The organism is Bacillus sp. F56 (assembly GCF_001748205.1).
In the GTDB taxonomy this organism is placed as follows: domain Bacteria; phylum Bacillota; class Bacilli; order Bacillales; family Bacillaceae; genus Bacillus; species Bacillus stercoris.
This window is the reverse complement of sequence record NZ_BDFC01000005.1, coordinates 384,331-406,760: the sequence shown is the minus strand read 5'-3', so window position 1 is coordinate 406,760 and position 22,430 is coordinate 384,331. Positions and strand designations below refer to the sequence as shown.

The 22,430-nt window shown below is 45.5% G+C and carries 28 protein-coding genes and 2 riboswitches; of the genes, 18 read left to right on the top strand and 10 right to left on the bottom strand.

Going from position 1 to position 22,430, the window contains the following annotated elements:
* The first annotated feature begins 6 nt into the window (after nt 1-6).
* Nucleotides 7-906, top strand: coding sequence for an RluA family pseudouridine synthase (locus BFW96_RS06735; RefSeq protein WP_069839003.1), 900 nt, complete (start codon nt 7-9; stop codon nt 904-906).
* An 11-nt stretch (nt 907-917) separates the two neighbouring features.
* Here BFW96_RS06735 and prpE read toward each other — a convergent pair whose 3' ends face one another.
* A complete protein-coding gene (prpE, locus tag BFW96_RS06730) occupies nt 918-1,652 on the bottom strand; it encodes a bis(5'-nucleosyl)-tetraphosphatase PrpE (RefSeq protein ID WP_069839002.1) in 735 nt (244 codons plus the stop codon).
* 234 nt (nt 1,653-1,886) lie between these two features.
* On the opposite strand from prpE, the gene BFW96_RS06725 reads away from it, so the two are divergent.
* From BFW96_RS06725 to cotO, 10 genes are all read left to right on the top strand, one after another.
* Entirely contained in the window at nt 1,887-3,731 is a 1,845-nt protein-coding gene (locus BFW96_RS06725) for a monovalent cation:proton antiporter family protein (RefSeq protein WP_069839001.1), read from the top strand.
* Nucleotides 3,732-3,792: 61 nt separating this feature from the next.
* A riboswitch (TPP riboswitch) is annotated at nt 3,793-3,901 on the top strand.
* Nucleotides 3,902-3,981: 80 nt separating this feature from the next.
* A complete protein-coding gene (gene tenA / locus BFW96_RS06720; RefSeq protein WP_069839000.1) occupies nt 3,982-4,692 on the top strand; it encodes a thiaminase II in 711 nt (236 codons plus the stop codon).
* Nucleotides 4,667-5,284, top strand: coding sequence for a thiazole tautomerase TenI (gene tenI / locus BFW96_RS06715; protein WP_069838999.1), 618 nt, complete (start codon nt 4,667-4,669; stop codon nt 5,282-5,284). Before tenA ends, tenI begins: the two co-directional genes overlap by 26 nt.
* Entirely contained in the window at nt 5,268-6,377 is a 1,110-nt protein-coding gene (gene thiO, locus BFW96_RS06710) for a glycine oxidase ThiO (RefSeq protein ID WP_069838998.1), read from the top strand. The genes tenI and thiO overlap by 17 nt, the downstream gene beginning before the upstream one ends.
* Nucleotides 6,377-6,577, top strand: a complete 201-nt coding sequence (gene thiS, locus BFW96_RS06705) for a sulfur carrier protein ThiS (protein ID WP_083252840.1) — start codon at nt 6,377-6,379, stop codon at nt 6,575-6,577. Before thiO ends, thiS begins: the two co-directional genes overlap by 1 nt.
* Nucleotides 6,574-7,344 (top strand): thiazole synthase, encoded by a 771-nt coding sequence (thiG, locus tag BFW96_RS06700; RefSeq protein WP_014663548.1) that lies wholly within the window; start codon nt 6,574-6,576, stop codon nt 7,342-7,344. The genes thiS and thiG overlap by 4 nt, the downstream gene beginning before the upstream one ends.
* Nucleotides 7,341-8,351 (top strand): thiazole biosynthesis adenylyltransferase ThiF, encoded by a 1,011-nt coding sequence (thiF, locus tag BFW96_RS06695; RefSeq protein WP_069838996.1) that lies wholly within the window; start codon nt 7,341-7,343, stop codon nt 8,349-8,351. The genes thiG and thiF overlap by 4 nt, the downstream gene beginning before the upstream one ends.
* Before the next feature lie 18 nt (nt 8,352-8,369).
* Nucleotides 8,370-9,185 (top strand): bifunctional hydroxymethylpyrimidine kinase/phosphomethylpyrimidine kinase, encoded by an 816-nt coding sequence (gene thiD / locus BFW96_RS06690; RefSeq protein WP_040083435.1) that lies wholly within the window; start codon nt 8,370-8,372, stop codon nt 9,183-9,185.
* A 134-nt stretch (nt 9,186-9,319) separates the two neighbouring features.
* Nucleotides 9,320-10,096, top strand: a complete 777-nt coding sequence (fabI, locus tag BFW96_RS06685) for an enoyl-ACP reductase FabI (RefSeq protein ID WP_003232896.1) — start codon at nt 9,320-9,322, stop codon at nt 10,094-10,096.
* A gap of 100 nt (nt 10,097-10,196) precedes the next feature.
* Nucleotides 10,197-10,880: a spore coat protein CotO gene (gene cotO / locus BFW96_RS06680; protein ID WP_083252817.1), complete on the top strand. Its 684-nt coding sequence runs from the start codon at nt 10,197-10,199 to the stop codon at nt 10,878-10,880.
* A gap of 97 nt (nt 10,881-10,977) precedes the next feature.
* Here cotO and cotZ read toward each other — a convergent pair whose 3' ends face one another.
* From cotZ to BFW96_RS06655, 5 genes are all read right to left on the bottom strand, one after another.
* Nucleotides 10,978-11,427, bottom strand: coding sequence for a spore coat protein CotZ (gene cotZ, locus BFW96_RS06675; RefSeq protein ID WP_064813365.1), 450 nt, complete (start codon nt 11,425-11,427; stop codon nt 10,978-10,980).
* 127 nt (nt 11,428-11,554) lie between these two features.
* Nucleotides 11,555-12,043 (bottom strand): spore coat protein CotY, encoded by a 489-nt coding sequence (cotY, locus tag BFW96_RS06670; protein ID WP_010329406.1) that lies wholly within the window; start codon nt 12,041-12,043, stop codon nt 11,555-11,557.
* 151 nt (nt 12,044-12,194) lie between these two features.
* The gene (locus tag BFW96_RS06665; protein ID WP_069838994.1) at nt 12,195-12,686 is read right to left on the bottom strand and encodes a spore coat protein; all 492 of its coding nucleotides are present in this window, start codon (nt 12,684-12,686) and stop codon (nt 12,195-12,197) included.
* 87 nt (nt 12,687-12,773) lie between these two features.
* Nucleotides 12,774-13,094 (bottom strand): spore coat protein, encoded by a 321-nt coding sequence (locus tag BFW96_RS06660; protein WP_069838993.1) that lies wholly within the window; start codon nt 13,092-13,094, stop codon nt 12,774-12,776.
* A 44-nt stretch (nt 13,095-13,138) separates the two neighbouring features.
* The gene (locus BFW96_RS06655; protein ID WP_069838992.1) at nt 13,139-13,525 is read right to left on the bottom strand and encodes a spore coat protein; all 387 of its coding nucleotides are present in this window, start codon (nt 13,523-13,525) and stop codon (nt 13,139-13,141) included.
* A 152-nt stretch (nt 13,526-13,677) separates the two neighbouring features.
* Here BFW96_RS06655 and yjcA point away from each other — a divergent pair, with 152 nt between their 5' ends.
* The 4 genes from yjcA to spoVIF all read left to right on the top strand — a co-directional run bounded on the left by yjcA (nt 13,678) and on the right by spoVIF (nt 15,155).
* Nucleotides 13,678-14,034, top strand: a complete 357-nt coding sequence (yjcA, locus tag BFW96_RS06650; RefSeq protein ID WP_069838991.1) for a sporulation protein YjcA — start codon at nt 13,678-13,680, stop codon at nt 14,032-14,034.
* 280 nt (nt 14,035-14,314) lie between these two features.
* Nucleotides 14,315-14,521, top strand: coding sequence for a hypothetical protein (locus tag BFW96_RS06640; protein WP_040083432.1), 207 nt, complete (start codon nt 14,315-14,317; stop codon nt 14,519-14,521).
* An 81-nt stretch (nt 14,522-14,602) separates the two neighbouring features.
* The gene (locus BFW96_RS06635; RefSeq protein ID WP_069838990.1) at nt 14,603-14,755 is read left to right on the top strand and encodes a YjcZ family sporulation protein; all 153 of its coding nucleotides are present in this window, start codon (nt 14,603-14,605) and stop codon (nt 14,753-14,755) included.
* A gap of 145 nt (nt 14,756-14,900) precedes the next feature.
* Nucleotides 14,901-15,155 (top strand): sporulation-specific transcription regulator SpoVIF, encoded by a 255-nt coding sequence (gene spoVIF / locus BFW96_RS06630; protein ID WP_014479471.1) that lies wholly within the window; start codon nt 14,901-14,903, stop codon nt 15,153-15,155.
* A 73-nt stretch (nt 15,156-15,228) separates the two neighbouring features.
* On the opposite strand, the gene BFW96_RS06625 is transcribed toward spoVIF, so the two are convergent.
* Nucleotides 15,229-17,508 carry an ATP-dependent helicase gene (locus tag BFW96_RS06625; RefSeq protein ID WP_069838989.1) on the bottom strand — a complete coding sequence of 760 codons (2,280 nt, stop codon included), beginning with the start codon at nt 17,506-17,508 and terminating at the stop codon, nt 15,229-15,231.
* Between the two features lie 116 nt (nt 17,509-17,624).
* Between BFW96_RS06625 and BFW96_RS06620 the strand changes: the two genes are divergently transcribed.
* Nucleotides 17,625-17,879, top strand: a complete 255-nt coding sequence (locus tag BFW96_RS06620) for a hypothetical protein (protein WP_040083429.1) — start codon at nt 17,625-17,627, stop codon at nt 17,877-17,879.
* Nucleotides 17,880-17,951: 72 nt separating this feature from the next.
* Here the strand turns inward: BFW96_RS06620 and BFW96_RS06615 are convergent, their stop codons facing one another.
* From BFW96_RS06615 to BFW96_RS06605, 3 genes are read right to left on the bottom strand one after another with little or no spacing between them, the layout of a single operon-like run.
* Nucleotides 17,952-18,374, bottom strand: a complete 423-nt coding sequence (locus tag BFW96_RS06615) for a GNAT family N-acetyltransferase (RefSeq protein WP_069838988.1) — start codon at nt 18,372-18,374, stop codon at nt 17,952-17,954.
* Nucleotides 18,375-18,377: 3 nt separating this feature from the next.
* Nucleotides 18,378-18,893, bottom strand: coding sequence for a YjcG family protein (locus BFW96_RS06610; RefSeq protein WP_014663564.1), 516 nt, complete (start codon nt 18,891-18,893; stop codon nt 18,378-18,380).
* 36 nt (nt 18,894-18,929) lie between these two features.
* Nucleotides 18,930-19,652 carry an esterase family protein gene (locus tag BFW96_RS06605; RefSeq protein WP_040083426.1) on the bottom strand — a complete coding sequence of 241 codons (723 nt, stop codon included), beginning with the start codon at nt 19,650-19,652 and terminating at the stop codon, nt 18,930-18,932.
* Between the two features lie 167 nt (nt 19,653-19,819).
* A riboswitch (SAM riboswitch) is annotated at nt 19,820-19,940 on the top strand.
* 67 nt (nt 19,941-20,007) lie between these two features.
* Here BFW96_RS06605 and metI point away from each other — a divergent pair.
* Both metI and metC read left to right on the top strand, forming a co-directional pair.
* Nucleotides 20,008-21,129: a cystathionine gamma-synthase/O-acetylhomoserine thiolyase gene (gene metI / locus BFW96_RS06600; protein WP_069839162.1), complete on the top strand. Its 1,122-nt coding sequence runs from the start codon at nt 20,008-20,010 to the stop codon at nt 21,127-21,129.
* Nucleotides 21,122-22,294 carry a cystathionine beta-lyase gene (gene metC, locus BFW96_RS06595; RefSeq protein ID WP_069838987.1) on the top strand — a complete coding sequence of 391 codons (1,173 nt, stop codon included), beginning with the start codon at nt 21,122-21,124 and terminating at the stop codon, nt 22,292-22,294. Before metI ends, metC begins: the two co-directional genes overlap by 8 nt.
* The last annotated feature ends 136 nt before the right edge of the window (nt 22,295-22,430 follow it).

Genomic DNA, 22,430 nt, shown 5'->3' with positions numbered 1-22,430 from the left:
CGTATCGTGGAGCATTTTTATATCAGAAAGAACATTACTTCCGCCGAGGACGGGATGACTGTAAAAGAATATGCCGGGGAACTCGGAATTTCAAAACGTCTGCTGACCGATATTAAGTTTGGCGGGGGAGACCTGCTGATCAACGGCGAGCATGTGACGGTTAAAGCCATTTTGAAAGAGGGAGATCTTCTTATCGTGAAGTTTCCTGAGGAACAGGTGAGCGAGACGCTGCTGGCAGAGCCTGTTCCGCTCGATATTCTTTATGAGGATGAACATGTGCTTGTGATAAACAAGCAGCCGTATGTGTCATCAATCCCTTCGAGAGAGCACCCCTCTGGCAGCATTGCCAATGGAATTATTGATCATTATCAAAAAAACGGAGTGAGGGCGACAGTTCATCTTGTCACCCGGCTAGACCGGGATACATCGGGAGTCATGCTTGTTGCCAAGCATCGATTTGCCCACTCCATTTTATCGTCAGCGCAAAAAAATGGACTCGTGAAACGCCGGTATGCAGCAGTGGTTCATGGGCGGATGGCGCAGATGGAGGGAACAGTCGATGCCCCGATCGGCAGACATCCTGACAGTATAATTGAACGGACGGTAACACCAGACGGCCAGAAGGCTGTTACGCATTTTTATGTCACATGTGTACATGACGATATGAGCTCGGTGACGTTGCAGCTTGAGACTGGACGAACCCATCAAATTCGTGTTCATATGAGCTATCTCGGGCACCCGTTGTGCGGCGATACACTGTACGGCGGAACGAGACGGGACATTGGCCGGCAGGCTCTGCACAGCGAGCATCTTTCGTTTATCCATCCGCTGACACAGGAGAACATGACGTTTCATGCTTCATTGCCTCAGGATATGAGAAAACTGATAAAAGGAGAGAATCATTGATTCTCTCCTTTTTATATGGGGCGAAACCTTGATTCGTCGTAAGGCAGGGAGCTTGGAACAGAGACGGTTTCTATTTCTGGAAAGCGAAAGCCTGTCAGTTTATTTCCGAACACGCAGCCTGTATCAATGTTGATGGTGCGATTAACCTTCCGAGGCTCTTTCACTGGTGTATGGCCGTATACCACCCATGTCTTTCCGTTATAGGCTGCCGCCCAATCACGCCTGACGGGTCTGCCGTCCGGATATGTTTCACCTGTCACATCACCGTAAAGCACAAAGTCCTTCACTCTGCGGGTATATTTGCCAATATCGTCAGCTCTTATGCCAGCATGGGCGACAACCAATTCTCCATTATGTAAGATGTCGTAAAGCGGCGCTGTTTCGTACAGCTTCATAAACTGTTCGCTGACTGATTTTCTCTCATCCTTGGAAAGTTCCTCAAGCTCTGCCGCTGTTGTTTCGAGACCATGCATCACTTTTACCGGATTGCCTTTTAAGTAGCGGTATAGCTTATTGCAATGGTTTCCCGGGACATAACGTACAGCGCCTTTTTCGTAAGCGCTGGCTACAAATCGGATGACCTCTATCGATTTGGGTCCTCTGTCAGTTAAGTCTCCGGCAAAAACAAGCACCCTGCCTTCTTCGTGGACAGGCACTCCTTTTTTGATTGTATAGCCAAGCTTTTGGATTAATGCAGTCATTTCGTCATAGCAACCATGAATATCGCTGATAATATCGTAAGCCATGCGGTATCCTCCTTACCGATTGTTTTATTTATTATGAAGCAAAGTGTTGTGAGTCATCACAAGCTTTTATGTGCAAATTATAGAAGAAGAATCATTTTCTAAACAGGATTAAGACCTTATCACTTTATTTTTCATCATGACCCTTGTTAAAATCGCGTTATGTTTTTTAAAAATGAGGTTTTGTTCTTTGATTGAGAACTAGCATAACCCTGACTAAAAAAGGAGGTTCTGATTATGGCGCATACATCTGTCGCATCTTTAGTTGTTGTACTTATCGTTGCATTTTTGACACCCATCCTTTTGCATCGGTTTAAACTCAGCATCCCGGTTGTTGTTGCTGAAATCATTATGGGGCTGATTATTGGGAAAAGCGGCCTTAATTTAGTTGTGGAGGGTGACACCTGGCTCCAGACACTCTCTATGCTCGGATTTATCTTTTTAATGTTTTTAAGCGGGCTTGAAATTGATTTTTCATCTTTTGAGAAAGGGAAGAAAAAGCAGCTCCTGCCGAACGGCAAGGAAGCGCCTAATACGTTTGCTGCGGCATCTATTATTTTCGTCGGTATTTTTATTTTATCATTGCTGCTGTCCTATGGCTTCGTCTTAGCGGGATTTATTCAAAATGCATTTTTGATGACCCTTATTATTTCAACGATTTCGTTAGGCGTTGTCGTTCCAACATTAAAAGAAGAACGGATCATGAATTCGAATATCGGGCAGATTATTTTGCTCGTTGCTGTTATTGCTGATTTGGCTACGATGATTCTTCTTGCTGTTTTTTCTTCTTTATACGGAGAGGACAGCGGAAACATGTGGCTCCTGATGATCCTGTTTGCGGCCGGAGTGGTGCTTTACTTTTTCGGCAGGGTCTTCAAACATCGCTCTTTTGTTCAATCCATGTCAAAAGGGACGATCCAGATTGGGACGCGTGCCATTTTTACGTTAATTATTGTACTCGTTGCCCTGTCTGAATCACTTGGGGCGGAAAATATTCTCGGCGCTTTCTTAGCGGGGGTTCTTGTTTCCCTGCTTTCGCCAAACAAAGAACTTGTTCAGCAGCTGGACTCATTCGGTTATGGGTTCTTAATACCGATTTTCTTCGTGATGGTCGGTGTGAAGCTTGATATTTGGACTCTTTTCCAGGATAAAACAATTTTAATCATGATCCCGCTTTTGCTTCTGGCGCTGTTAGTGAGCAAAATCATTCCTGTCATGTACCTAAAGAAGTGGTATGATAACCGAACCATTTTCGCGTCCGGTTTCCTGCTGACATCAACGCTTTCGCTCGTGATTGCCGCTGCAACAATCGGCCAGCAGCTTCACGTGATCAGCGCAAATATGTCGGGAGCGCTCATTTTAGTAGCCGTCATCGCAAGTATTTTTACGCCAATCTGTTTTAAAAAGTTATACAAACGGGAAGAGCAGCCGGAGGAGAAAAAGACGATTACGTTCATCGGCGCCAATCAAATGACTTTGCCTGTCACACTTGAATTGCCAGGGGAAGAGTATGACGTGCGTGTTGTGCACGTCTACCAAGAGAATGCAGAGGAAAAGCTGTCAGAATCAGTGTTTGCTGTTGAAACAATTTCTGACTATGAACACGAGACGCTTGAATCACTCGGCATTTTTGAAACGGATATTCTCGTTGTGGCGACAGGAAATGAAGATATGAATGCAGACATTGCATTACTTGCAAAAGAAAAAGGCACAGAAAGAGTCATTGCAAGCGTAGGATCACCGGAGCATGAAGCAGTTCTGAAGGAGCAGGGAATCAGCATCTTTTCTATTCTGCTGTCGACAAAAACGCTGCTTCGTGCTCTGATTGAAGCGCCTGGCGTCATGAAGCTGCTCACGAACCAGGAGTCTTCCCTGTATCAAATTAATATGGAGAACAGTAAATACGACGGTGTGATTTTACGGGAATTCCCTTTAACCGGCGACGTCATCTTTGTCAGGATTTTCAGAGGTGTAGACAGCATCGTTCCTCATGGGGATACAAGGCTGAAACTTGGAGACCGCTTAATTGTAACCGGATCTCGGGGATACGTAACGGATCTTAAGAAAACATTGGAAGGATAAATCTTGACCAAATAAGGATTCGTGTTAATATAGAGGTGCAGAACAATTCAATATGTATTCATTTAACCACTAGGGGTGTCCTTCATAAGGGCTGAGATAAAAGTGTGACTTTTAGACCCTCATAACTTGAACAGGTTCAGACCTGCGTAGGGAAGTGGAGCGGTATTTGTGTTATTTTACTATGCCAATTCCAAACCACTTTTCCTTGCGGGAAAGTGGTTTTTTTTATTTATCAGAGGGGGAATGATTTGTGAAGTTTTCAGAAGAATGCCGCAGCGCAGCCGCAGAATGGTGGGAAGGGAGCTTTGTCCATCCGTTCGTTCAAGGAATCGGTGACGGAACGCTTCCGATTGACAGTTTTAAATACTATGTGCTTCAGGATTCCTATTACTTAACGCATTTTGCAAAGGTGCAGTCATTTGGCGCTGCTTATGCGAAGGACCTTTATACAACAGGGCGGATGGCAAGCCATGCCCAAGGTACATATGAGGCGGAAATGGCGCTTCATCGCGAGTTTGCCGAGCTGTTGGAAATCAGCGAGGAAGAGCGTAAGGCTTTTAAGCCGTCTCCTACGGCGTACTCTTATACATCCCATATGTATCGTTCGGTTTTGAGCGGGAATTTCGCAGAAATCTTAGCGGCCCTGCTGCCATGCTACTGGCTTTATTACGAGGTTGGTGAGAATTTGCTGCATTGCGATCCAGGGCATCCGATTTATCAAAAGTGGATTGGGACGTACGGCGGTGACTGGTTTAGACAACAGGTTGAGGAGCAAATCAACCGCTTTGATGAGCTGGCGGAAAACAGCACGGAGGAAGTGCGTGCCAAGATGAAAGAGAATTTTGTCATCTCCAGCTTCTATGAATATCAATTTTGGGGAATGGCCTATCGAAAAGAAGGCTGGTCTGACAGCGCCATAAAAGAGGTGGAGGAATGTGGAGCTTCACGCCATAACGGATGACAGCAAGCCGGTAGAAGAGCTAGCGAGAATCATCATTACGATTCAGAATGAAGTTGATTTTATTCACATTCGGGAACGCTCAAAATCGGCGGCGGATATTTTGAAACTGCTCGAGCTTATTTTTGAAGGCGGTATAGATAAACGAAAACTGGTGATGAACGGGCGCGTGGATATTGCACTTTTTTCTACTATTCATCGCGTACAGCTGCCAAGCACCAGCTTTTCACCGAAGCAGGTCAGAGCCAGGTTTCCACACCTTCATATCGGGAGGTCGGTGCATTCACTGGAGGAAGCGGTTCAAGCAGAAAAGGAAGACGCCGACTACGTGCTGTTCGGCCATGTGTTTGAAACGGATTGCAAAAAGGGTCTTGAAGGCAGAGGGGTGTCTTTGCTGTCAGATATCAAACAGCGGATCTCCATCCCGGTTATAGCCATCGGGGGGATGACACCGGAAAGGTTAAAAGACGTAAAACAAACAGGGGCAGACGGCATCGCTGTCATGTCAGGAATTTTCTCTTCCGCTGAGCCCTTGGAAGCAGCCAGACGATATTCCCGCAAGCTAAAGGAGATGCGTTATGAAAAGGCATTATGATGCAGTGGTGATTGGAGGCGGAATTATCGGTTCCGCGATTGCTTATCATTTGGCAAAGGAAAACAAAAGCACCGCATTATTTGAAAGCGGAACAGTGGGCGGCAGAACGACAAGTGCCGCTGCCGGAATGCTGGGCGCCCATGCCGAATGCGAGGAACGTGACGCATTTTTTGATTTCGCTATGCACAGCCAGCGTCTGTACAAAGGTCTGGAAGAAGAGCTTTATGCATTATCCGGTGTGGACATCAGGCAGCATAACGGCGGTATGTTTAAGCTTGCATTTTCTGAAGAAGATGTGCTGCGGCTGAGACAGATGGACGATTTGGACTCTGTCAGCTGGTATACAAAAGAAGAGGTTTTAGAAAAAGAGCCGCATGCGTCTGGTGACATCTTGGGTGCATCTTTTATTCAGGATGATGTGCATGTTGAGCCTTATTACGTTTGCAAGGCATATGCGAAAGCAGCGAAAGCGTTTGGGGCGGAGATTTTTGAGCATACGCCCGTCCTGCATGTCGAACGTGACGGTGAAGCTCTGTCCATCAAGACCCCGAGCGGAGATGTATGGGCTAACCATGTTGTCGTTGCCAGCGGGGTGTGGAGCGGGATGTTTTTTAAACAGCTCGGGCTGAACAACACATTTTTTCCTGTAAAAGGGGAGTGCCTGTCCGTTTGGAATGATGATATCCCGCTGACAAAAACGCTTTATCATGACCATTGCTATATCGTACCGAGAAAAAGCGGCAGACTGGTTGTCGGCGCGACAATGAAGCCTGGGGACTGGAGTGTAACACCTGATCTTGGCGGATTGGAGTCGGTTATGAAAAAAGCGAAAACGATGCTGCCCGCTATACAAAATATGAAGGTGGATCGTTTTTGGGCGGGACTCCGGCCGGGAACAAAGGATGGAAAACCGTACATCGGCAGACATCCTGAGGACAGCCGTATTTTATTTGCGGCGGGCCATTTCAGAAATGGGATCCTGCTTGCTCCCGCAACTGGCGCTTTGATCAGTGATCTCATCATGAATAAAGAGGTCAACCAAGACTGGCTGCACGCATTCCGAATTGATCGCAAGGAGGCGGTTCAGATATGATGCTACAGCTGAACGGTAAAGACGTGAAGTGGGAAAAAGACGCAGGTACAATTCAAGACCTGCTGGCGTCTTATCAGCTCGAAAATAAAATCGTTATCGTGGAAAGAAATAAAGAAATAATCGGGAAAGAACACTATCCCGAGGTTGAGCTTTGTGATCGCGATGTCATTGAAATTGTCCATTTTGTAGGAGGCGGATGAGCATGTTAACAATTGGCGGAAAAACATTTCAATCAAGATTGCTGCTGGGCACGGGGAAATACCCATCGTTTGAAACTCAAAAGGAAGCAGTAGCTGTTTCCGAGTCTGATATTTTAACATTTGCTGTGCGGAGAATGAACATCTTTGAAGCATCTCAGCCGAATTTTTTGGAACAGCTTGATTTATCCAAATATACGCTTCTGCCGAATACAGCGGGCGCCAGCACTGCTGAAGAAGCAGTTCGGATTGCAAGGCTGGCGAAAGCGTCAGGCCTTTGTGACATGATTAAAGTTGAAGTCATCGGATGCAGCCGTTCCTTGCTGCCTGACCCTGTTGAGACATTGAAAGCGTCTGAACAGCTTCTTGAAGAGGGCTTTATTGTGCTCCCGTACACGTCGGATGACGTTGTGCTGGCGAGAAAACTGGAAGAGCTTGGCGTTCATGCCATCATGCCGGGTGCATCTCCGATTGGATCGGGACAAGGAATCTTAAATCCTTTGAATCTGTCATTTATTATTGAACAGGCGAAAGTGCCTGTCATCGTGGATGCGGGGATAGGATCGCCTAAAGATGCGGCATATGCAATGGAGCTTGGAGCGGATGGCGTGCTTCTCAATACGGCTGTATCAGGCGCAAACGATCCTGTGAAAATGGCTCGCGCCATGAAGCTCGCGGTGGAAGCAGGACGCCTTTCTTATGAGGCGGGCCGAATCCCGCTTAAGCAATACGGAACGGCAAGCAGTCCGGGAGAAGGTCTTCCTGTATGACGGACAGGTATTCCAGGCAGGAGCTATTTGCTCCGATCGGCCCATCCGGCCAGAAAAAATTGAAGGAAGCGCGCGCCGTGATTATCGGCGCCGGCGCACTCGGAACAGCAAGTGCAGAAATGCTGGTGAGGGCGGGAGTCGGCTCTGTGAAAATTGCCGACAGAGATTATGTGGAATGGAGCAACCTCCAGCGCCAGCAGCTTTATACAGAAGATGACGTCAAAAAAGAAATGCCGAAAGCAGCCGCTGCGGAGCATCGTCTCCGTTCGATTAACAGTGATGTCGATGTGACTGGCCTTGTCATGGATGTGACAGCGGAAAATGTCTTCGAACTGATTAAGGGTGCTTCGATTATTGTGGATGCGGCTGATAATTTTGAAACCCGCCTGATCGTAAATGATGCTGCGGTAAAAGAAGGGATTCCTTTTCTTTACGGTGCCTGTGTAGGGAGCTACGGCCTCACCTTTACCGTGGTGCCGGGATCTACTCCTTGCCTGCATTGCTTGCTTGATACACTTCCGATTGGCGGGGCAACCTGTGACACAGCCGGCATCATCAGTCCGGCTGTTTTGCAGGTAGCGGTCTTTCAGGTAACAGATGCGCTGAAGCTGCTGACGGGAGAGGAGTGCGAGCCGGTGCTGCGCTCCTTTGACTTGTGGAAAAACGAGCGGTCAGAAGTGAGTGTGACGAGTCTCAAACATGACGCATGCTCAAGCTGCGGCACAAGAGATTTTCCGTTTTTGTCATATGAAAACCAAACAAAAGCGGCTGTATTGTGCGGCAGGAACACGGTCCAGATCAGATCATCCATTACAAAAGAAGCGGATCTTGAAGTGCTTGCCGGTCAGCTGAGACAGGCCGGGCTTGAAGTAGCCGCGAACCCGTATTTGATTTCCTGCCGCTCGGATGATATGAAAATGGTGCTGTTCCGGGACGGCAGAGCTTTGATCCATGGAACGAATGATATTGCCCGGGCAAAATCCATTTATCATAAATGGATAGGGTAATAAAAGGAGTGTAGTGTAATGAGTATATATAAAGCATTAACAATCGCCGGATCCGATTCAGGCGGAGGCGCAGGGATACAGGCAGATATTAAAACCTTTCAAGAGCTTGATGTATTCGGAATGTCTGCGATTACGGCGGTAACCGCTCAAAATACGCTTGGCGTCCATGGAGTGCATCCGCTGACTGTAGAGGCGCTGAGACAACAAATTGATGCTGTTGCGGAGGATTTAAGACCGGACGCAGTAAAAACGGGAATGCTCTGGAATGCCGATATGATTGAAGAAGTGGCGAGAAAAATTGACGAGTACGGTTTCAATCGTGTAATTGTTGATCCGGTTATGATCGCAAAGGGTGGTGCATCCTTGCTGCATGATGAATCAGTTGCCACCTTAAAGGAATTGCTCATTCCAAGAAGCTACGCGATTACGCCGAATGTCCCGGAAGCAGAAACGCTGACAGGAATGACAATCAGCTCGCTGGATGACCGGAAAAAAGCAGCGGAGCAGCTCGTCAAGATGGGTGCGGAGCATGTCATTATCAAAGGCGGGCATCAGCCTGAGGATCATCACATTACTGACCTTCTTTTTGATGGCAGCATGTTTATGCAAATCACCCATCCTTATATTGATACGAAGCATACGCATGGCACGGGCTGTACCTTTGCTGCGGCTCTAACGGCCCAAACGGCTAAAGGAGACAGCATCCATCAGGCATTTGAGGTTGCGGCCAACTTTGTCCGCGAAGCGGTGGAAAATACGCTCGGCATCGGATCGGGACACGGGCCGACAAACCATTTCGCTTTTAAACGAAACAGCTTAAAAACAAGCCGTTGAGATCACCAGCTGATGGTGATCTCTTTCGCTTTGCTGCGGTATGCGCTTTTCATCTGGACAAGGTTATGATATGATAGGAATTAAGATCAGGTACTAATACTATGTCTTTATTAAATATAGGAGGCTTTATACATATGAATTTTTCACTTGAAGGCCGCAACATTGTTGTAATGGGAGTAGCCAACAAACGCAGTATCGCGTGGGGCATTGCGCGCTCCTTGCATGAAGCGGGTGCACGTTTGATTTTCACATATGCAGGCGAACGCTTGGAGAAATCTGTTCATGAGCTTGCCGGAACGTTAGACCGCAACGATTCCATCATCCTTCCTTGCGATGTAACAAACGACGCAGAAATCGAAACTTGCTTCGCAAGCATTAAGGAGCAGGTCGGTGTAATCCACGGTATCGCGCATTGTATCGCGTTTGCCAACAAAGAAGAGCTTGTCGGCGAATACTTAAACACAAATCGTGATGGCTTCCTTTTGGCTCATAACATCAGCTCATATTCTCTGACTGCTGTTGTTAAAGCGGCACGTCCGATGATGACTGAAGGCGGAAGCATTGTCACTTTGACGTACCTTGGCGGAGAGCTTGTGATGCCAAACTACAACGTCATGGGTGTAGCGAAAGCTTCTCTTGATGCAAGTGTGAAATACTTAGCTGCTGACTTAGGAAAAGAAAATATCCGGGTTAACAGCATTTCTGCCGGTCCGATCAGAACATTATCTGCTAAAGGCATCAGCGATTTCAACTCCATTTTAAAAGATATCGAAGAGCGTGCGCCGCTTCGCCGCACGACAACACCTGAAGAAGTGGGCGATACAGCTGCGTTCTTATTCAGCGATATGTCCCGCGGGATTACAGGTGAAAATCTTCACGTTGATTCAGGTTTCCATATCACTGCCCGCTAAGCAGGATCTATATCAAGCAATCCCGAATAGGGATTGCTTTTTTATTTCTTCTGATTTTCAGCTTTCTGTCATATAGATAGAATATGACACAATCGGAGGGATGAAGATGTCTAATAAGAAAAGAAACGCGGATAAAAAACCGCTCATGTATATTGTTCAGCCGGATTATGCAGAAACCACAAGGTCATCCATGCAGGAGATTGTCATCAAAAGAAAGGCCGACAAACCCGCTCCTCCAAAAGCTGAGGAAAAGCCGGCTTACCATGAGAAGCAGCAGGAGGAAGCCGTGGCACAGGATGTCCTGCAAGCAGACCAAAAGCCTGAAGCCGAACCAGTGAGTCAGTATACACAAGAGGTGAGGGAGCCAGAGAACATAAAGAACCAGCCGGAGGAGAAAGCAGAGCCGCAGGCCGTAGAAGAACCCGTCGAACACGAGCCCCCGAAAGCAGAAAAAAAGGAAGAGCCTGCACTTGAGGCCCGGAAGCCTGAGAAAGAACCGGAAGCTGTCCATAGTGCTGATAAAGCGGAGGAAAAAGCACCGCCGGCACGAAAAGTGAAAAAACCGATGAGCAAGATGACGATTCACGAAAAAATTGACTTTTTAACAAAGCTGCCTCATAACATGCCGAGAGCGCTTTGTCTGATTGAAGCCAATGGAAGAACGTACAGAGGCGTAATTGTCGGAAGAAGAAATGATTCCGTCCTGCTTCGAACAACCGGAAACGGAGCCCCGACCGAGCTGGCAATCGATGAAATCACCTCTTTGCACCCGCTCGGTTTTTAATGAAAATGAAAAGAAAAAAGCTGCCCGGCTGATGTTCCCGGGCAGCTTTTTTACATAGAGAAAAGCCTGCAGGCCTGCAAGCTTTTCCAGCTTATGATTAATGATGATGATGTGTACGATTGATTAATCGAGGATTTAAGCAGTTGACTGCGCAGAAGCAGTCTAAGTCTACTTCAATACAGTAGTTCGTTTTTTCAAGTCGGAACACTTCACAAACCGTATCTTTATCGGTGAAGTCCAAAATGTGTTTGTGTTCGTCAAATGCGATCAATAATGACAGTGTCGCGCAGCTGTCATGAACTTTTTCCACTCTGAAAAATACTGTATTAAAGCAAGGGCCGTTATCGAGTTCGCCGACATTTCCGAAAGCGACCAGAGGATTTGATTTTGATGTAAACAGTACGAAAGGCACTGTATCGCCCAGCGAATGGGTTGGTGACAAAAGCTTTGAATGGCAGCTTGTCGGGCAGTCCTCTTCAACAGCATTTTGTAGTTCTTCAATATTTTCTACAGCTTCACGCACGCAGAATGATGTTTTCTGGCTCATATTATCCCTCCTGCCTTATAAATTTGAGACTGGCGAAATGATGGAGAGTCAGCTGCCTCACGCTGGAAGCAGCTGAATGATTTGCACCTGTAATAGAGTTTGGAAGGGGATTGCTCTTTACAAGTGTTTATCCATTGTGATGATGCTTTTTATCTCTGTTAGGGGATGTTCTGTCAACTAACTCTGGTGACAGGCATTGAATGGCACAGAAGCATCCGAGATCCACTTCAATGCAGAAATCCGTTTTTTCTAGCCCGAAGAAATCCGGGTCGCAAGGGTGGCAGACACTTAAGGTATCGCCTTTGACATCGACCGGGCGTAAAATAGACAGTGTTGCGCAGCAATCGCATAATTTTTCAACGCGGAAGAAAATGGATTCAAAGCATTGCATATCATCCACAAATCCCCCCACGTTTCCGAATGTGGAGAACAATCCGCCTTTTTTATCAAACAAGAGAAACGGAATTGTGTCTTTACCTGCAATTGTCGGATTCAAAAGGTTCGTATAGCAGCCAGTCGGACACTGTTCCTCAACTGCCTCCTGCTCTGCTAAAATCTTTTCCACTGCATCGCATACACAGTTCTCATGCCGGCCATGGGTTTTTCCGCAGCTCATTGATTTCAGCTCCTTCTTTATAGGGTATTTGACTTTAGTCCTTAACAACATATGTACCCGTGCCCCACTTGGTGTGGGTGAACGTCTATATATTCATCATATGCTTGGAAAATAAGAAAAAGCAGAGCGTTTTTGGCTCTGCTTTTAGAGGTTAGATGATAATCAGAACACCGAAAATTGCTACAAGGGCATTGATTAAGACTGTAACGAGGGTCGCAGCATCTTGATCGAGTGTAGTGACGTTTACGCAACGCGAGTTATCGATAAGAATTTTTTGACGGTTCAATTGCTTACTTTCTGTAAGCTGTAATAAATCTTGAGCAACGAGTTCAGCAAGCGTTTCATCTGTGATAACTGCTAATGTAACGATTACAACTAAAGCATTAATAGAAACAAATACTGAAGTTAAGGCTTGTTGATCTACGGATTGAACATTAACATCACAAGAGTCCCTAATTACAATCATTTCTTCAGAGATTTGTCTGTTGAGGTGAGCTTGAATAACATCTTGATCTACAAAGGCCTCATTAAATCCGAAGCCTTTTAAGTTACAGCAACCATCGCATTTTTTTTCTTCTTTTATTTCTCTAGGGTGATCACAGTCTGGGTCTAAAGCTACCCATGAATAAGGTCTGCTTTCCATTTTTATTCCTCCTTTTCTTTTACTTTTATTAAATGAAAGATAGTTTCATTTTGATTGAGGCATTCATCTTGGTTCATATCACTATTTTTATTGATCTTTTTTATTTTGGCGTTTCTGCTTTAATTGCTGAATTAATTGTTCTCTGCGGGTGTTTTGTTTTTCGGTTCTTAGGTTCGTTTTTTCTGTAATAGTTCTATTTTTATTTTGATTATCTGCTAGAGCCTGTGCTTTTTCTTTAACATCGTTGAGCATTTTTAAGAACATTTCTTTTTCTTCATCTGATAATTTCTTCATTTTATCTTTTGTAACACCATGCTTTTTTAGAACGTTGTCTACAAGCAATTTAGTCATTGGATCCATTGCTGGAAGTTTTGAAAGTTCTTCTTTCAGTTTTTCATTATCTGACATTTGTTTTCACCTCAATTTGTAGTTTTTTTAGGAAAAAGAAAGAGCTAAAGGATGCCTGATGCAATAATAAAAGTGTCAATTACCTGAGTTAACATTTGAATAAAGGTTATTGTTTGGTCTGAATGAAGAGTGACTCTGATATTTCGGCTGTTTATGATTTTTATAGTTGTTCTTTTTTTGGTTTGACTTTTGTCAAGAAAGAGGAGTTCACTTGCGATGGTATCAGCCAAATCTTCATCTGTTATAACAAGTTGTACGGCTAAAAAGAGCATGGCTGAGAGTGTCGCTTGTATAGAAAGTGAGGATGTGATATGCGTCGTGTCAATAATTATATTTTCGCAATCAATGATTTCAATCTGCTGAATAAATTCATTTGTCAATTGCTCTAATATTGCAGGATGCAGGGATTCAACTTTTTCTTCAATCGACATAACCTTCACTCCTTTCTTATCCATACTGTATATAATGCAATTCAGGTGAAAAGTGTAATAAGAAAAATAACCAAATTTTATGGGGACAAGATGCAATTCATAAATTCCAGGGACTTGGCATATAAGTGAAAGGTGATGAAAGGAGTGACCAAGTGGTTATTAATTGGCTTTCCCTTTTCCTTCTATCGCTTGCGGTCTTTCGGCTCGCCCGCCTGCTGGTGTTTGACACGATTATGGCGCCGCTTCGCAGTCTGTTTCATGAAGAGAAGGAGGAAAAGGATGCGGACGGGAACATTGAAACTTATATCGTGATTAAAGGAACTGGTCTCAGGGCGTTTATAGGGGAATTGCTGAGCTGCTATTGGTGCACAGGCGTATGGTGCGCCGGCTTTTTGATTTTTTGCCAGGCGTTGATCCCGCAAGCAGCGCAGTGGCTGATTTTACTTTTGGCGATCGCGGGCCTTGCCGGCATCATAGAAACGCTTGTATCAAAATGGCTGCAGGAATGAGGCATTCCCACCAGCAACTTTCCGTCAGGATACGCATAAAGTAGCATATATGACATAAGGAAAGGAAGGGAGCAAAAATGAATCAATATAATAAACCTTCCCAAAAATCTCCATATACAGATTCGTCGTATCAATCAAAAAAGATAAAAAAGAAGGGCTGCGGGTGCGGAAATAAAAAGAAAAAGCCTCAATAGCCTGGCAAAGAAACCGGAGAACTCCGGTTTTTTGTTTTTTAACAGGGCGGCCGCAACCGGCATATATCATAAGCGGGGGGATCAAAGTGAATGAGTTTGAAAAATGGATAGAAGGAAGGTATGAACCGCACGAACAAAAGCAAAAAGAGCATGAAGACACGATGGGCAGCATCAGAAAAGACTTGGATGCATTTGATAAAGCAGGTAAGGAATTTGAAGATGAGATTGAAGCGTTGGCTGAAAAAACAGAGGCCTTACTTAAAAAACATCAAGCTCAATATGATCAATCGTAAATCCGCAAACGCCCTATGCGAATATCCAAGCCAATCCAAGCAGCTCACATAGTGTATAGAGAGTAAAGGAGGTGCTTATCTATGGGCTTTGGATACGGATTCGGTGGTGGTGGCTGCTGCGGCGGCTACGGTGGCTATGCCGGCGGTTACGGAGGCGGCTACGGTTCAACATTTGTTCTTTTAGTCGTATTGTTCATCCTTCTTATCATCGTAGGTGCATCTTATTTCTGCTAAAACTTTAGAGGGAAGTGCGGGAATGTCCCGCGCTTCCTTACACTATGCCAACAAAACATAATGTCAGAAAATCAACTTTAAATAGGCACACTACTCATTGGGTGTTCATACAATACTGTATTACTCCGCCAAAAGGAGGCGCATTATGGATAATCAATTTTTTAAGAACATCGAAAAGAAAACAGGTGTGAAGATGCAGGATGTAATGAATCTTGCCGGATCACTCCAAAACGCTAATTTTAAAGATGAAAATACAGTGCGCAGTGTCATTAACCGCGTAGCGCAGCTGGCAAACAGACGCGTGCCAAAAGAATTAGAAGATAAAATCGTGGAATCTATTACAAGCGGAAAAGAAAAGCTTGATTTTGGCACGATTTCTAAAATGATGGATAATAAATAAGCAGATGGCCTGGCTGATTCACTGCAGCAGGCCTTTTTTTACGGTAAAAACCCGGCAGTAATCTGCCGGGCTGTTAATGATGCAAGGGCTGTCTTGCTTTTTGTAGAAGGGGATACAAAAATCTTGAGCGGTTGGCTGTTTTGCCGCGCCTGTTGGCGGGACAAGACAAATATAAATGCTGTTTCGCCCGTGTCATCGCTACATATAAAAGGCGTCTTTCCTCCTCAAGAGCGGCCTCGTCTCCTTTTCTTGCCGTTTCTAATGAGAAATCGTGCGGAATTGAGCCGTCTACAGTGCCTAACACGTAGACTGTTTTGAATTCAAGGCCTTTTGACCGGTGAATGGTCATCAGCTGAACGCCATGTTCATCCGTTCTGTTTTTCTCAGCGGCCCTCATATGATCCACGTGGGCAAGAAAGTCAGGAATCGTTTTGAACTTCTTGGCGACGACCTTGATATCGCGCAGGTCATCGGAGCCTTTTTCTAGCTTGTTGCCCTCATTGCCCCGTTTTTTTAGATACTCGGAGAAGCCCATTTTTCCTTCTGCAAAGGTGATGGCTTCTACAGGCTTCATCGTGCGCAGGCTTGCGAAAAACGGTACGATTTTCTTGATTTTGTCAAGCTGAAACGGCTTCAGATCAGGCAGTTTGGCCAGTGCTTGAATCATCGAGCAGTCTTCGGTAATCGAGAGCGCCTTCAGCGTATTCAAAGCGGACTGCTTTAAAAACAAGGCGGGAAGCAAGTGCTTAATCGCTTCAGTGTCATCCTCATTTTGGCTTGCATACAAGTAGGCGAGAATCTGACGGACGATCCGTCTGCTATAAAACGATTGGACGCCGCGGTCAGCTGTATACGGAATTGACGATTGATGAAGCCTTTCATATATAGCGCGGCCCCCGCTGTTTGTGCGGTAAAGAACCGCAAAGTCTTCTGGACTGGCGCCGTTTTGAATTTTTTCTTTGATATCGGAAACGACCATTGTGGCTTCTTCCTCTTCGTCGTAAGGATAAAAAAGCACAGGGACCTGAATGTCATCACGAGCGGCTTCAAGCGTTTTGGCATACCTATTTTTATTCTTTTTCACGACGATGTCAGCACTAGAGACGATCGGATGCGTAGATCTGTAGTTCGCAGTTAAATAAATCGTCTTCGCTCCGGGATAATCCTTTTGAAAATCAAGAATGAAAGACGGATTGCTTCCGCGAAACGCGTAGATGGACTGGTCATCGTCTCCGACACAGCACAGGTTTTGCTCCGGGCTGGCGAGCATTTGCATGATTTTGTATTGAACCGGATTAATGTCCTGAAACTCATCGATTAAGATATACGTAAACCGAGATTGATATTGTTCCAGAAGGTCAGGCCGCTCGATAAACAATTCATAGCAGGCTGAAGCCATGTCATCAAAATCAAATTGGCTATGTTTTTTTTTCTGGCGTTCATAATGTTCATATAAACGATAAACTTGTTTTTCCCACTCATCTTTTAGAGGGATGCGTTCATTTGGGACATAAGTGTTTTTCCAAAAACCGATCTGCTGCAGAGCTTGGTCAACTGGGAACTCTTTCTCATCGATGCCCTCCTCATAGAGTGCTTTTTTGATATATTGTTCTCGCTGCCACTCCATTTTCAGCAGATGCTCACCGTTCCATTTAGCAGAATCATAGTGATATAAGATTTTATAAAACAGACTGTGGAATGTTCCTGTGACAAGTCTTCTGACTTTTGCCTGCTGTAATCCGTACTGGTTCGCCATACGCTCTTTCATTTCAGCGACAGCTTTTGTTGTAAAGGTGACAAGCAGCATGTTTTCCGGCGGTATGCCCAAGTGTTCGATCATGTGGGCGGCACGGGCTGTCAGCACCCGTGTTTTTCCGCTCCCCGCACCTGCAAGCACAAGTAGCGGGCCTTCTGTTTCCGTGACAGCTTTCAGCTGATCCGTGTTTAAACCGACAGACGGAAAAAGGCTCGTATCCGGTTCTATTGTTTTTGAAACAAATGGTGTTCCTGGTTTAATGCTTCTTGGACGGTGCCATTCCGTGACAGCTGGGGACGAGTCAGCGGCGATCGCTTTTCCCTTTGGCAAACGAATAACACCAGATTCCTGATCATCTTCTTTTTTTTCCTCTTTGGCGGGCTTCGGAACACACGCCTCCTCACATGCCGGGAAATCGCCTGGCTGGCGATGGATAAATTCTGGCGGATCGGCGATGTTAAGCCGTAACAAAACGGGCTTTCCGCAATGAGAACAAAATAAATGTCCTTTTATTCCTTCTTCAAAGAGGAATTGATAATGTTCTCTCGAATATGTATGTAAATGTATAATTCGATCATTCAGTCGGGCGCATTTCAAAAAGGGGTCCTCCCAATCAAAAGGTGTTCATTACAGACAATGACTATCATATCAAAAGAAATGTGTTTCAAAAAGTAAGTTTAAGGGAAAAGAGACAGCAGAGGGGTGGGTATCGTATGATATATGCAGGTCACATTCAAAACCAGCAATACGCTCAATATGCTAATAGAACGATCGGACATAAGCAGGATTATGCCGGAACCGAAAAAATCAGCTATGTCCCGTTTCAGCGGGTATACAAAGAACTGGAAAAACAGCAGGAGAATCAAACGGCTGCTGAAAGAAAAGTAAACGAGGCAAAACGTAAGCGCTCTCTTTATAAGAGATTGCGAGAAAAAGGAATGGGCACATATATTAATCGATATGTATAAAAAACCGTTCATACGAGAGAACGGTTTTTTTATATGCGGAAAAATCCGGATCTTAATAGACCCGGATGCTGTTTAGTCTTTCATCATTTGTAAGTGGGGAATGCCGGCATCAAGGAATTCTTTTTCAGAAAGCACGCGATACCCGTGTTTCTTGTAAAACGGCACAGCCTGTGTTTGCGCGTTTAAAATGAAACCGGAAGCGCCGCCGTCTGAAGCGGCTTTTTCGAGCGCCTTCATAATGATACCGCCGACACCGGCTGAGCGGTGGCTTTTCAATACGCAAATGCGCTCTAACTTGCCGTAGCCGTCCTTCATACGCCATCTTCCGGCGCCGACAGGCTTTTCGCCGTCATACACGACGATATGCTCCGACTCATTTTCAAGTTCGTCAATTTCTTCTTCAGCTGGCACGTTTTGTTCTTTGACAAAAACTTCTTCTCTTACATAAAAAGCATCTTTCAGTTGTTCTTCATTTTTTGCGATCACTGCTTCCAAACATTATTCTCCTCTGCCTAACAAGAAGGTTTCGTAAACTGTCCACGATCCGTTTTCCAGCTGGTAAAGCAAGTGGAAACGGTCAACAATTTCTTCATGCGACACTTCCTGCATTTTTAATTGTCCCAGCACATCTGAATGTTCATCGTCGGAAAGATTTTGGCCGACCGTCACATGCGGAACGAAATTATATTCCTGTTCGCCGGCCAACACACCGGTGTAAAGCTTTTCATTGAGTGTTTTTAACTCTTCCGTCGGCTCTGCTTTAATATAAATGACATTATTGACAGGCGCAAATGAGCTGTATTTTGTCAATTTGAGAACGACTGGGTGGGACTCTTTTGCGATGTTTCTCAAATGCGATACGAGCTGATCCGCTTTCTCCTCCGCACATTCAAACGATGCTCTCAGCGTCAAATGTGGCGGGATCAGAGAGTAGCTTGGGTCATAGCGCTTTCTGTAAGAGTTTGCAAGGTCTTGGAGCTTTTTTGATGGAAATAAAACGATTCCGTATTTCATATTCTGTCCCTCCTGGAAATAAAGTATGATAGAGTGTTAAAGCATTTTTTTCAGCGCCGGGGTGATGAGCGGCTGCCAGTATGTCCATTTGTGGTCTCCGTCAAATGGCTCAAAATCATAATCGGAAAGCTTCTTCTCCAGCAGCTGTTTCAGCTCCTGATTCGGTTCTGTAAAGTCCAGAATGTTCCCGTCTGTCGTGTGGACGTCAGTTTCTTTTGTTCCGATTTGGTGATAAATAGAGAGGTGTTTGATATCGTCAGACTGTTTCACGGCTTCTAGTACATGTTTGTCAACATAGGGAGACTGCATGATGATGTTGCCAAACATATTCGGATAATCAAGCGCTGTCATAAGTGACACGGTTGCTCCGAGCGAATCACCGATCAGCGTTCGGCCGTAACCGACCTGATAGGTTGGATACTCATCATCTGCAAAAGGAACGAGCTCATGGGCGATGAACCGTTTATACGCCGAAAATTTTGAACCTTCCGGATGGTAGGTGTTTCTGCGCTCTTTTACATCCTTATAAGGAACACCAATAATAATGCTCCGGTCTATTTCGCGTTTCGACAGCAATTCCTCGACCTGTCTGCCGATTCTCCCCAGCCTGAAATAATCGTGGCCGTCCTGCGCGATAATGACATGGTATTTATAAAGCGGGGAGTAGTTGGACGGCAGATAAACAAGTAAGGTCATTTCCTCATTAAGCTCTTTTGAAAAGAATTTCTTTTCTTGCACTGTGCCGTTTTTCGGTGCCATAAAAACATTCCTCCAGGACATCACTATACTTTCTTGCATTTTCAATTATTGTACCATGAATTATTAGAAATTTCTCTCTTTAAACGGTTCGGCACACGAAGAAAAAAGTGTTGAAATAAACTGTGAATTGCGCTAATATAAAACAATCAGAAAATTGAAATCGATATTTCTTATCGTGAGAGGTGGAGGGACTGGCCCTTAGAAACCTCAGCAACCGGCTTGTTTTGCATGTGCAAAGCGCCAAGGTGCTAAATCCAGCAAGCGTTTTTTATGCTTGGAAGATAAGAAGAAGCGTTAAACCCCTTCTTCTTATGAAGAAGGGGTTTTTATTTTGAAAAGGGAAGGTGTCAGCTATATGTCACAGCACGTTGAAACGAAATTAGCCCAAATTGGGAACCGAAGCGACGAAGTCACGGGGACAGTGAGTGCTCCTATTTATTTATCAACAGCATACCGCCACAGAGGGATCGGAGAATCAACCGGATTTGATTATGTCCGCACAAAAAATCCGACACGCCAGCTTGTTGAGGACGCGATCGCTAACTTAGAAAACGGCGCAAGAGGGCTTGCCTTTAGTTCGGGAATGGCTGCTATCCAAACGATTATGGCGCTGTTTAAAAGCGGAGATGAACTGATCGTTTCATCGGACTTATATGGCGGCACGTACCGTCTGTTTGAAAATGAATGGAAAAAATACGGATTGACCTTTCATTATGATGATTTTAGCGATGAGGAATGTTTACGCTCTAAGCTGACGCCGAATACAAAAGCCGTGTTTGTGGAAACGCCGACAAATCCGCTCATGCAGGAGGCGGACATTGAACGTATTGCCCGGATTACAAAGGAGCACGGTCTTCTGCTGATCGTAGATAATACATTTTATACACCGGTCTTGCAGCGTCCGCTTGAGCTGGGAGCAGACATTGTCATTCACAGCGCAACAAAGTATTTAGGCGGGCATAACGATCTGCTTGCGGGACTTGTCGTGGTAAAGGATGAGCAGCTCGGAGAGGAAATGTTTCAGCATCAAAATGCGATCGGCGCCGTTCTGCCGCCATTTGATTCGTGGCTTTTGATGAGAGGAATGAAGACGCTGAGCCTAAGAATGCGTCAGCATCAGGCAAACGCGCAGGAGCTTGCGGCGTTTTTGGAAGAGCAGGAAGAAATTTCAGATGTACTGTATCCCGGAAAAGGCGGCATGCTGTCCTTCCGTCTGCAAAAAGAAGAGTGGGTCAACCCATTTTTAAAAGCGCTGAAGACCATTTGTTTTGCAGAAAGCCTCGGCGGGGTGGAAAGCTTCATTACATACCCTGCGACCCAGACGCACATGGATATTCCTGAAGAGATCCGTATCGCAAACGGGGTCTGCAATCGGTTGCTGCGCTTTTCTGTCGGAATTGAACATGCGGAAGATTTAAAAGAGGACCTAAAACAGGCATTATCTCAGGTCAAAGAGGGAGCTGTTTCATTTGAGTAATCACAATTGGACGCTGGAAACCCAGCTCGTGCACAATCCATTTAAAACAGACGGCGCAACCGGGGCGGTCAGTGTGCCGATTCAGCACGCCTCGACCTTTCATCAATCTTCATTTGAAGAATTCGGCGCATTTGATTACAGCCGCTCTGGCACGCCGACAAGAACAGCTCTTGAAGAAACAATTGCCGCACTGGAAGGCGGAACAAGAGGATTTGCTTTCAGTTCAGGCATGGCTGCCATCTCAACAGCGTTTTTACTGCTGTCACAGGGGGATCACGTTCTTGTGACCGAAGATGTATACGGCGGAACCTTCCGAATGGTGACAGAGGTGCTGACTCGGTTTGGCATTGAGCATACATTTGTCGACATGACGGATCGTAATGAAGTGGCGCGGAATATCAAGCCGAACACAAAGGTCATTTATATGGAGACACCATCAAATCCGACACTTGGGATTACGGATATTAAAGCAGTTGTTCAGCTTGCAAAAGAAAACGGCTGCCTGACCTTTCTGGACAATACATTTATGACGCCGGCACTGCAGCGTCCGCTTGATCTCGGCGTGGATATTGTACTTCACAGCGCAACCAAGTTTTTAAGCGGACACAGCGATGTGCTCTCAGGTTTGGCTGCTGTCAAGGATGAAGAGCTTGGGAAGCAGCTATATAAGCTGCAAAACGCGTTCGGCGCCGTCCTTGGCGTTCAGGATTGCTGGCTTGTCCTGCGCGGATTAAAAACATTACAGGTCCGTTTAGAGAAAGCGAGCCAAACAGCCCAGCGGCTTGCAGAGTTTTTCCAGAAGCATCCGGCGGTCAAGCGCGTGTATTATCCGGGACTGTCTGATCATCCCGGCGCTGAAACCCATAAAAGCCAGTCAACGGGAGCGGGCGCCGTACTATCTTTTGAGCTTGAAAGCAAAGAGGCCGTTAAGAAATTAGTCGAGAATGTGTCACTTCCGGTCTTCGCAGTCAGCCTTGGCGCAGTGGAATCGATTTTGTCCTATCCGGCAACGATGTCTCACGCGGCAATGCCTAAGGAAGAGCGGGAAAAACGCGGCATCACTGATGGCCTGCTCCGTCTTAGTGTGGGAGTCGAACATGCAGACGATTTAGAACGCGATTTCGAACAAGCGCTGAAAGAAATTGCACCAGTGGCGGTTCGTTAAAAAGAAGCCGGTGGCCCGGCTTCTCAGATTGTAGACAAAGTCCTAAAACGGTTTCTGTTTTAGGACTTTGTCATCTTTTCAGCGTGATTGAAAACCCTTGAAGTCTAGGAAGGACGAGCATTGGAGCGGGGCGAAT

Excerpts from the sequence above, each read along its gene's own strand:
- cotZ (WP_064813365.1), bottom strand. The coding sequence starts at position 11,427 with ATGAGCCAGAAAACATCATTCTGCGTGCGTGAAGCTGTAGAAAATATT.
- BFW96_RS06665 (WP_069838994.1), bottom strand. The coding sequence starts at position 12,686 with ATGGAAAGCAGACCTTATTCATGGGTAGCTTTAGACCCAGACTGTGAT.
- cotY (WP_010329406.1), bottom strand. The coding sequence starts at position 12,043 with ATGAGCTGCGGAAAAACCCATGGCCGGCATGAGAACTGTGTATGCGAT.
- BFW96_RS06635 (WP_069838990.1), top strand. The coding sequence starts at position 14,603 with ATGGGCTTTGGATACGGATTCGGTGGTGGTGGCTGCTGCGGCGGCTAC.
- BFW96_RS06605 (WP_040083426.1), bottom strand. The coding sequence starts at position 19,652 with ATGGCACCGAAAAACGGCACAGTGCAAGAAAAGAAATTCTTTTCAAAA.
- thiO (WP_069838998.1), top strand. The coding sequence starts at position 5,268 with ATGAAAAGGCATTATGATGCAGTGGTGATTGGAGGCGGAATTATCGGT.
- BFW96_RS06655 (WP_069838992.1), bottom strand. The coding sequence starts at position 13,525 with ATGTCGATTGAAGAAAAAGTTGAATCCCTGCATCCTGCAATATTAGAG.
- BFW96_RS06620 (WP_040083429.1), top strand. The coding sequence starts at position 17,625 with ATGATATATGCAGGTCACATTCAAAACCAGCAATACGCTCAATATGCT.
- spoVIF (WP_014479471.1), top strand. The coding sequence starts at position 14,901 with ATGGATAATCAATTTTTTAAGAACATCGAAAAGAAAACAGGTGTGAAG.
- thiS (WP_083252840.1), top strand. The coding sequence starts at position 6,377 with ATGCTACAGCTGAACGGTAAAGACGTGAAGTGGGAAAAAGACGCAGGT.
- cotO (WP_083252817.1), top strand. The coding sequence starts at position 10,197 with ATGAAGATGTCTAATAAGAAAAGAAACGCGGATAAAAAACCGCTCATG.
- fabI (WP_003232896.1), top strand. The coding sequence starts at position 9,320 with ATGAATTTTTCACTTGAAGGCCGCAACATTGTTGTAATGGGAGTAGCC.
- thiD (WP_040083435.1), top strand. The coding sequence starts at position 8,370 with ATGAGTATATATAAAGCATTAACAATCGCCGGATCCGATTCAGGCGGA.
- BFW96_RS06660 (WP_069838993.1), bottom strand. The coding sequence starts at position 13,094 with ATGTCAGATAATGAAAAACTGAAAGAAGAACTTTCAAAACTTCCAGCA.
- metI (WP_069839162.1), top strand. The coding sequence starts at position 20,008 with ATGTCACAGCACGTTGAAACGAAATTAGCCCAAATTGGGAACCGAAGC.
- thiG (WP_014663548.1), top strand. The coding sequence starts at position 6,574 with ATGAGCATGTTAACAATTGGCGGAAAAACATTTCAATCAAGATTGCTG.
- prpE (WP_069839002.1), bottom strand. The coding sequence starts at position 1,652 with ATGGCTTACGATATTATCAGCGATATTCATGGTTGCTATGACGAAATG.
- BFW96_RS06725 (WP_069839001.1), top strand. The coding sequence starts at position 1,887 with ATGGCGCATACATCTGTCGCATCTTTAGTTGTTGTACTTATCGTTGCA.
- BFW96_RS06610 (WP_014663564.1), bottom strand. The coding sequence starts at position 18,893 with ATGAAATACGGAATCGTTTTATTTCCATCAAAAAAGCTCCAAGACCTT.
- thiF (WP_069838996.1), top strand. The coding sequence starts at position 7,341 with ATGACGGACAGGTATTCCAGGCAGGAGCTATTTGCTCCGATCGGCCCA.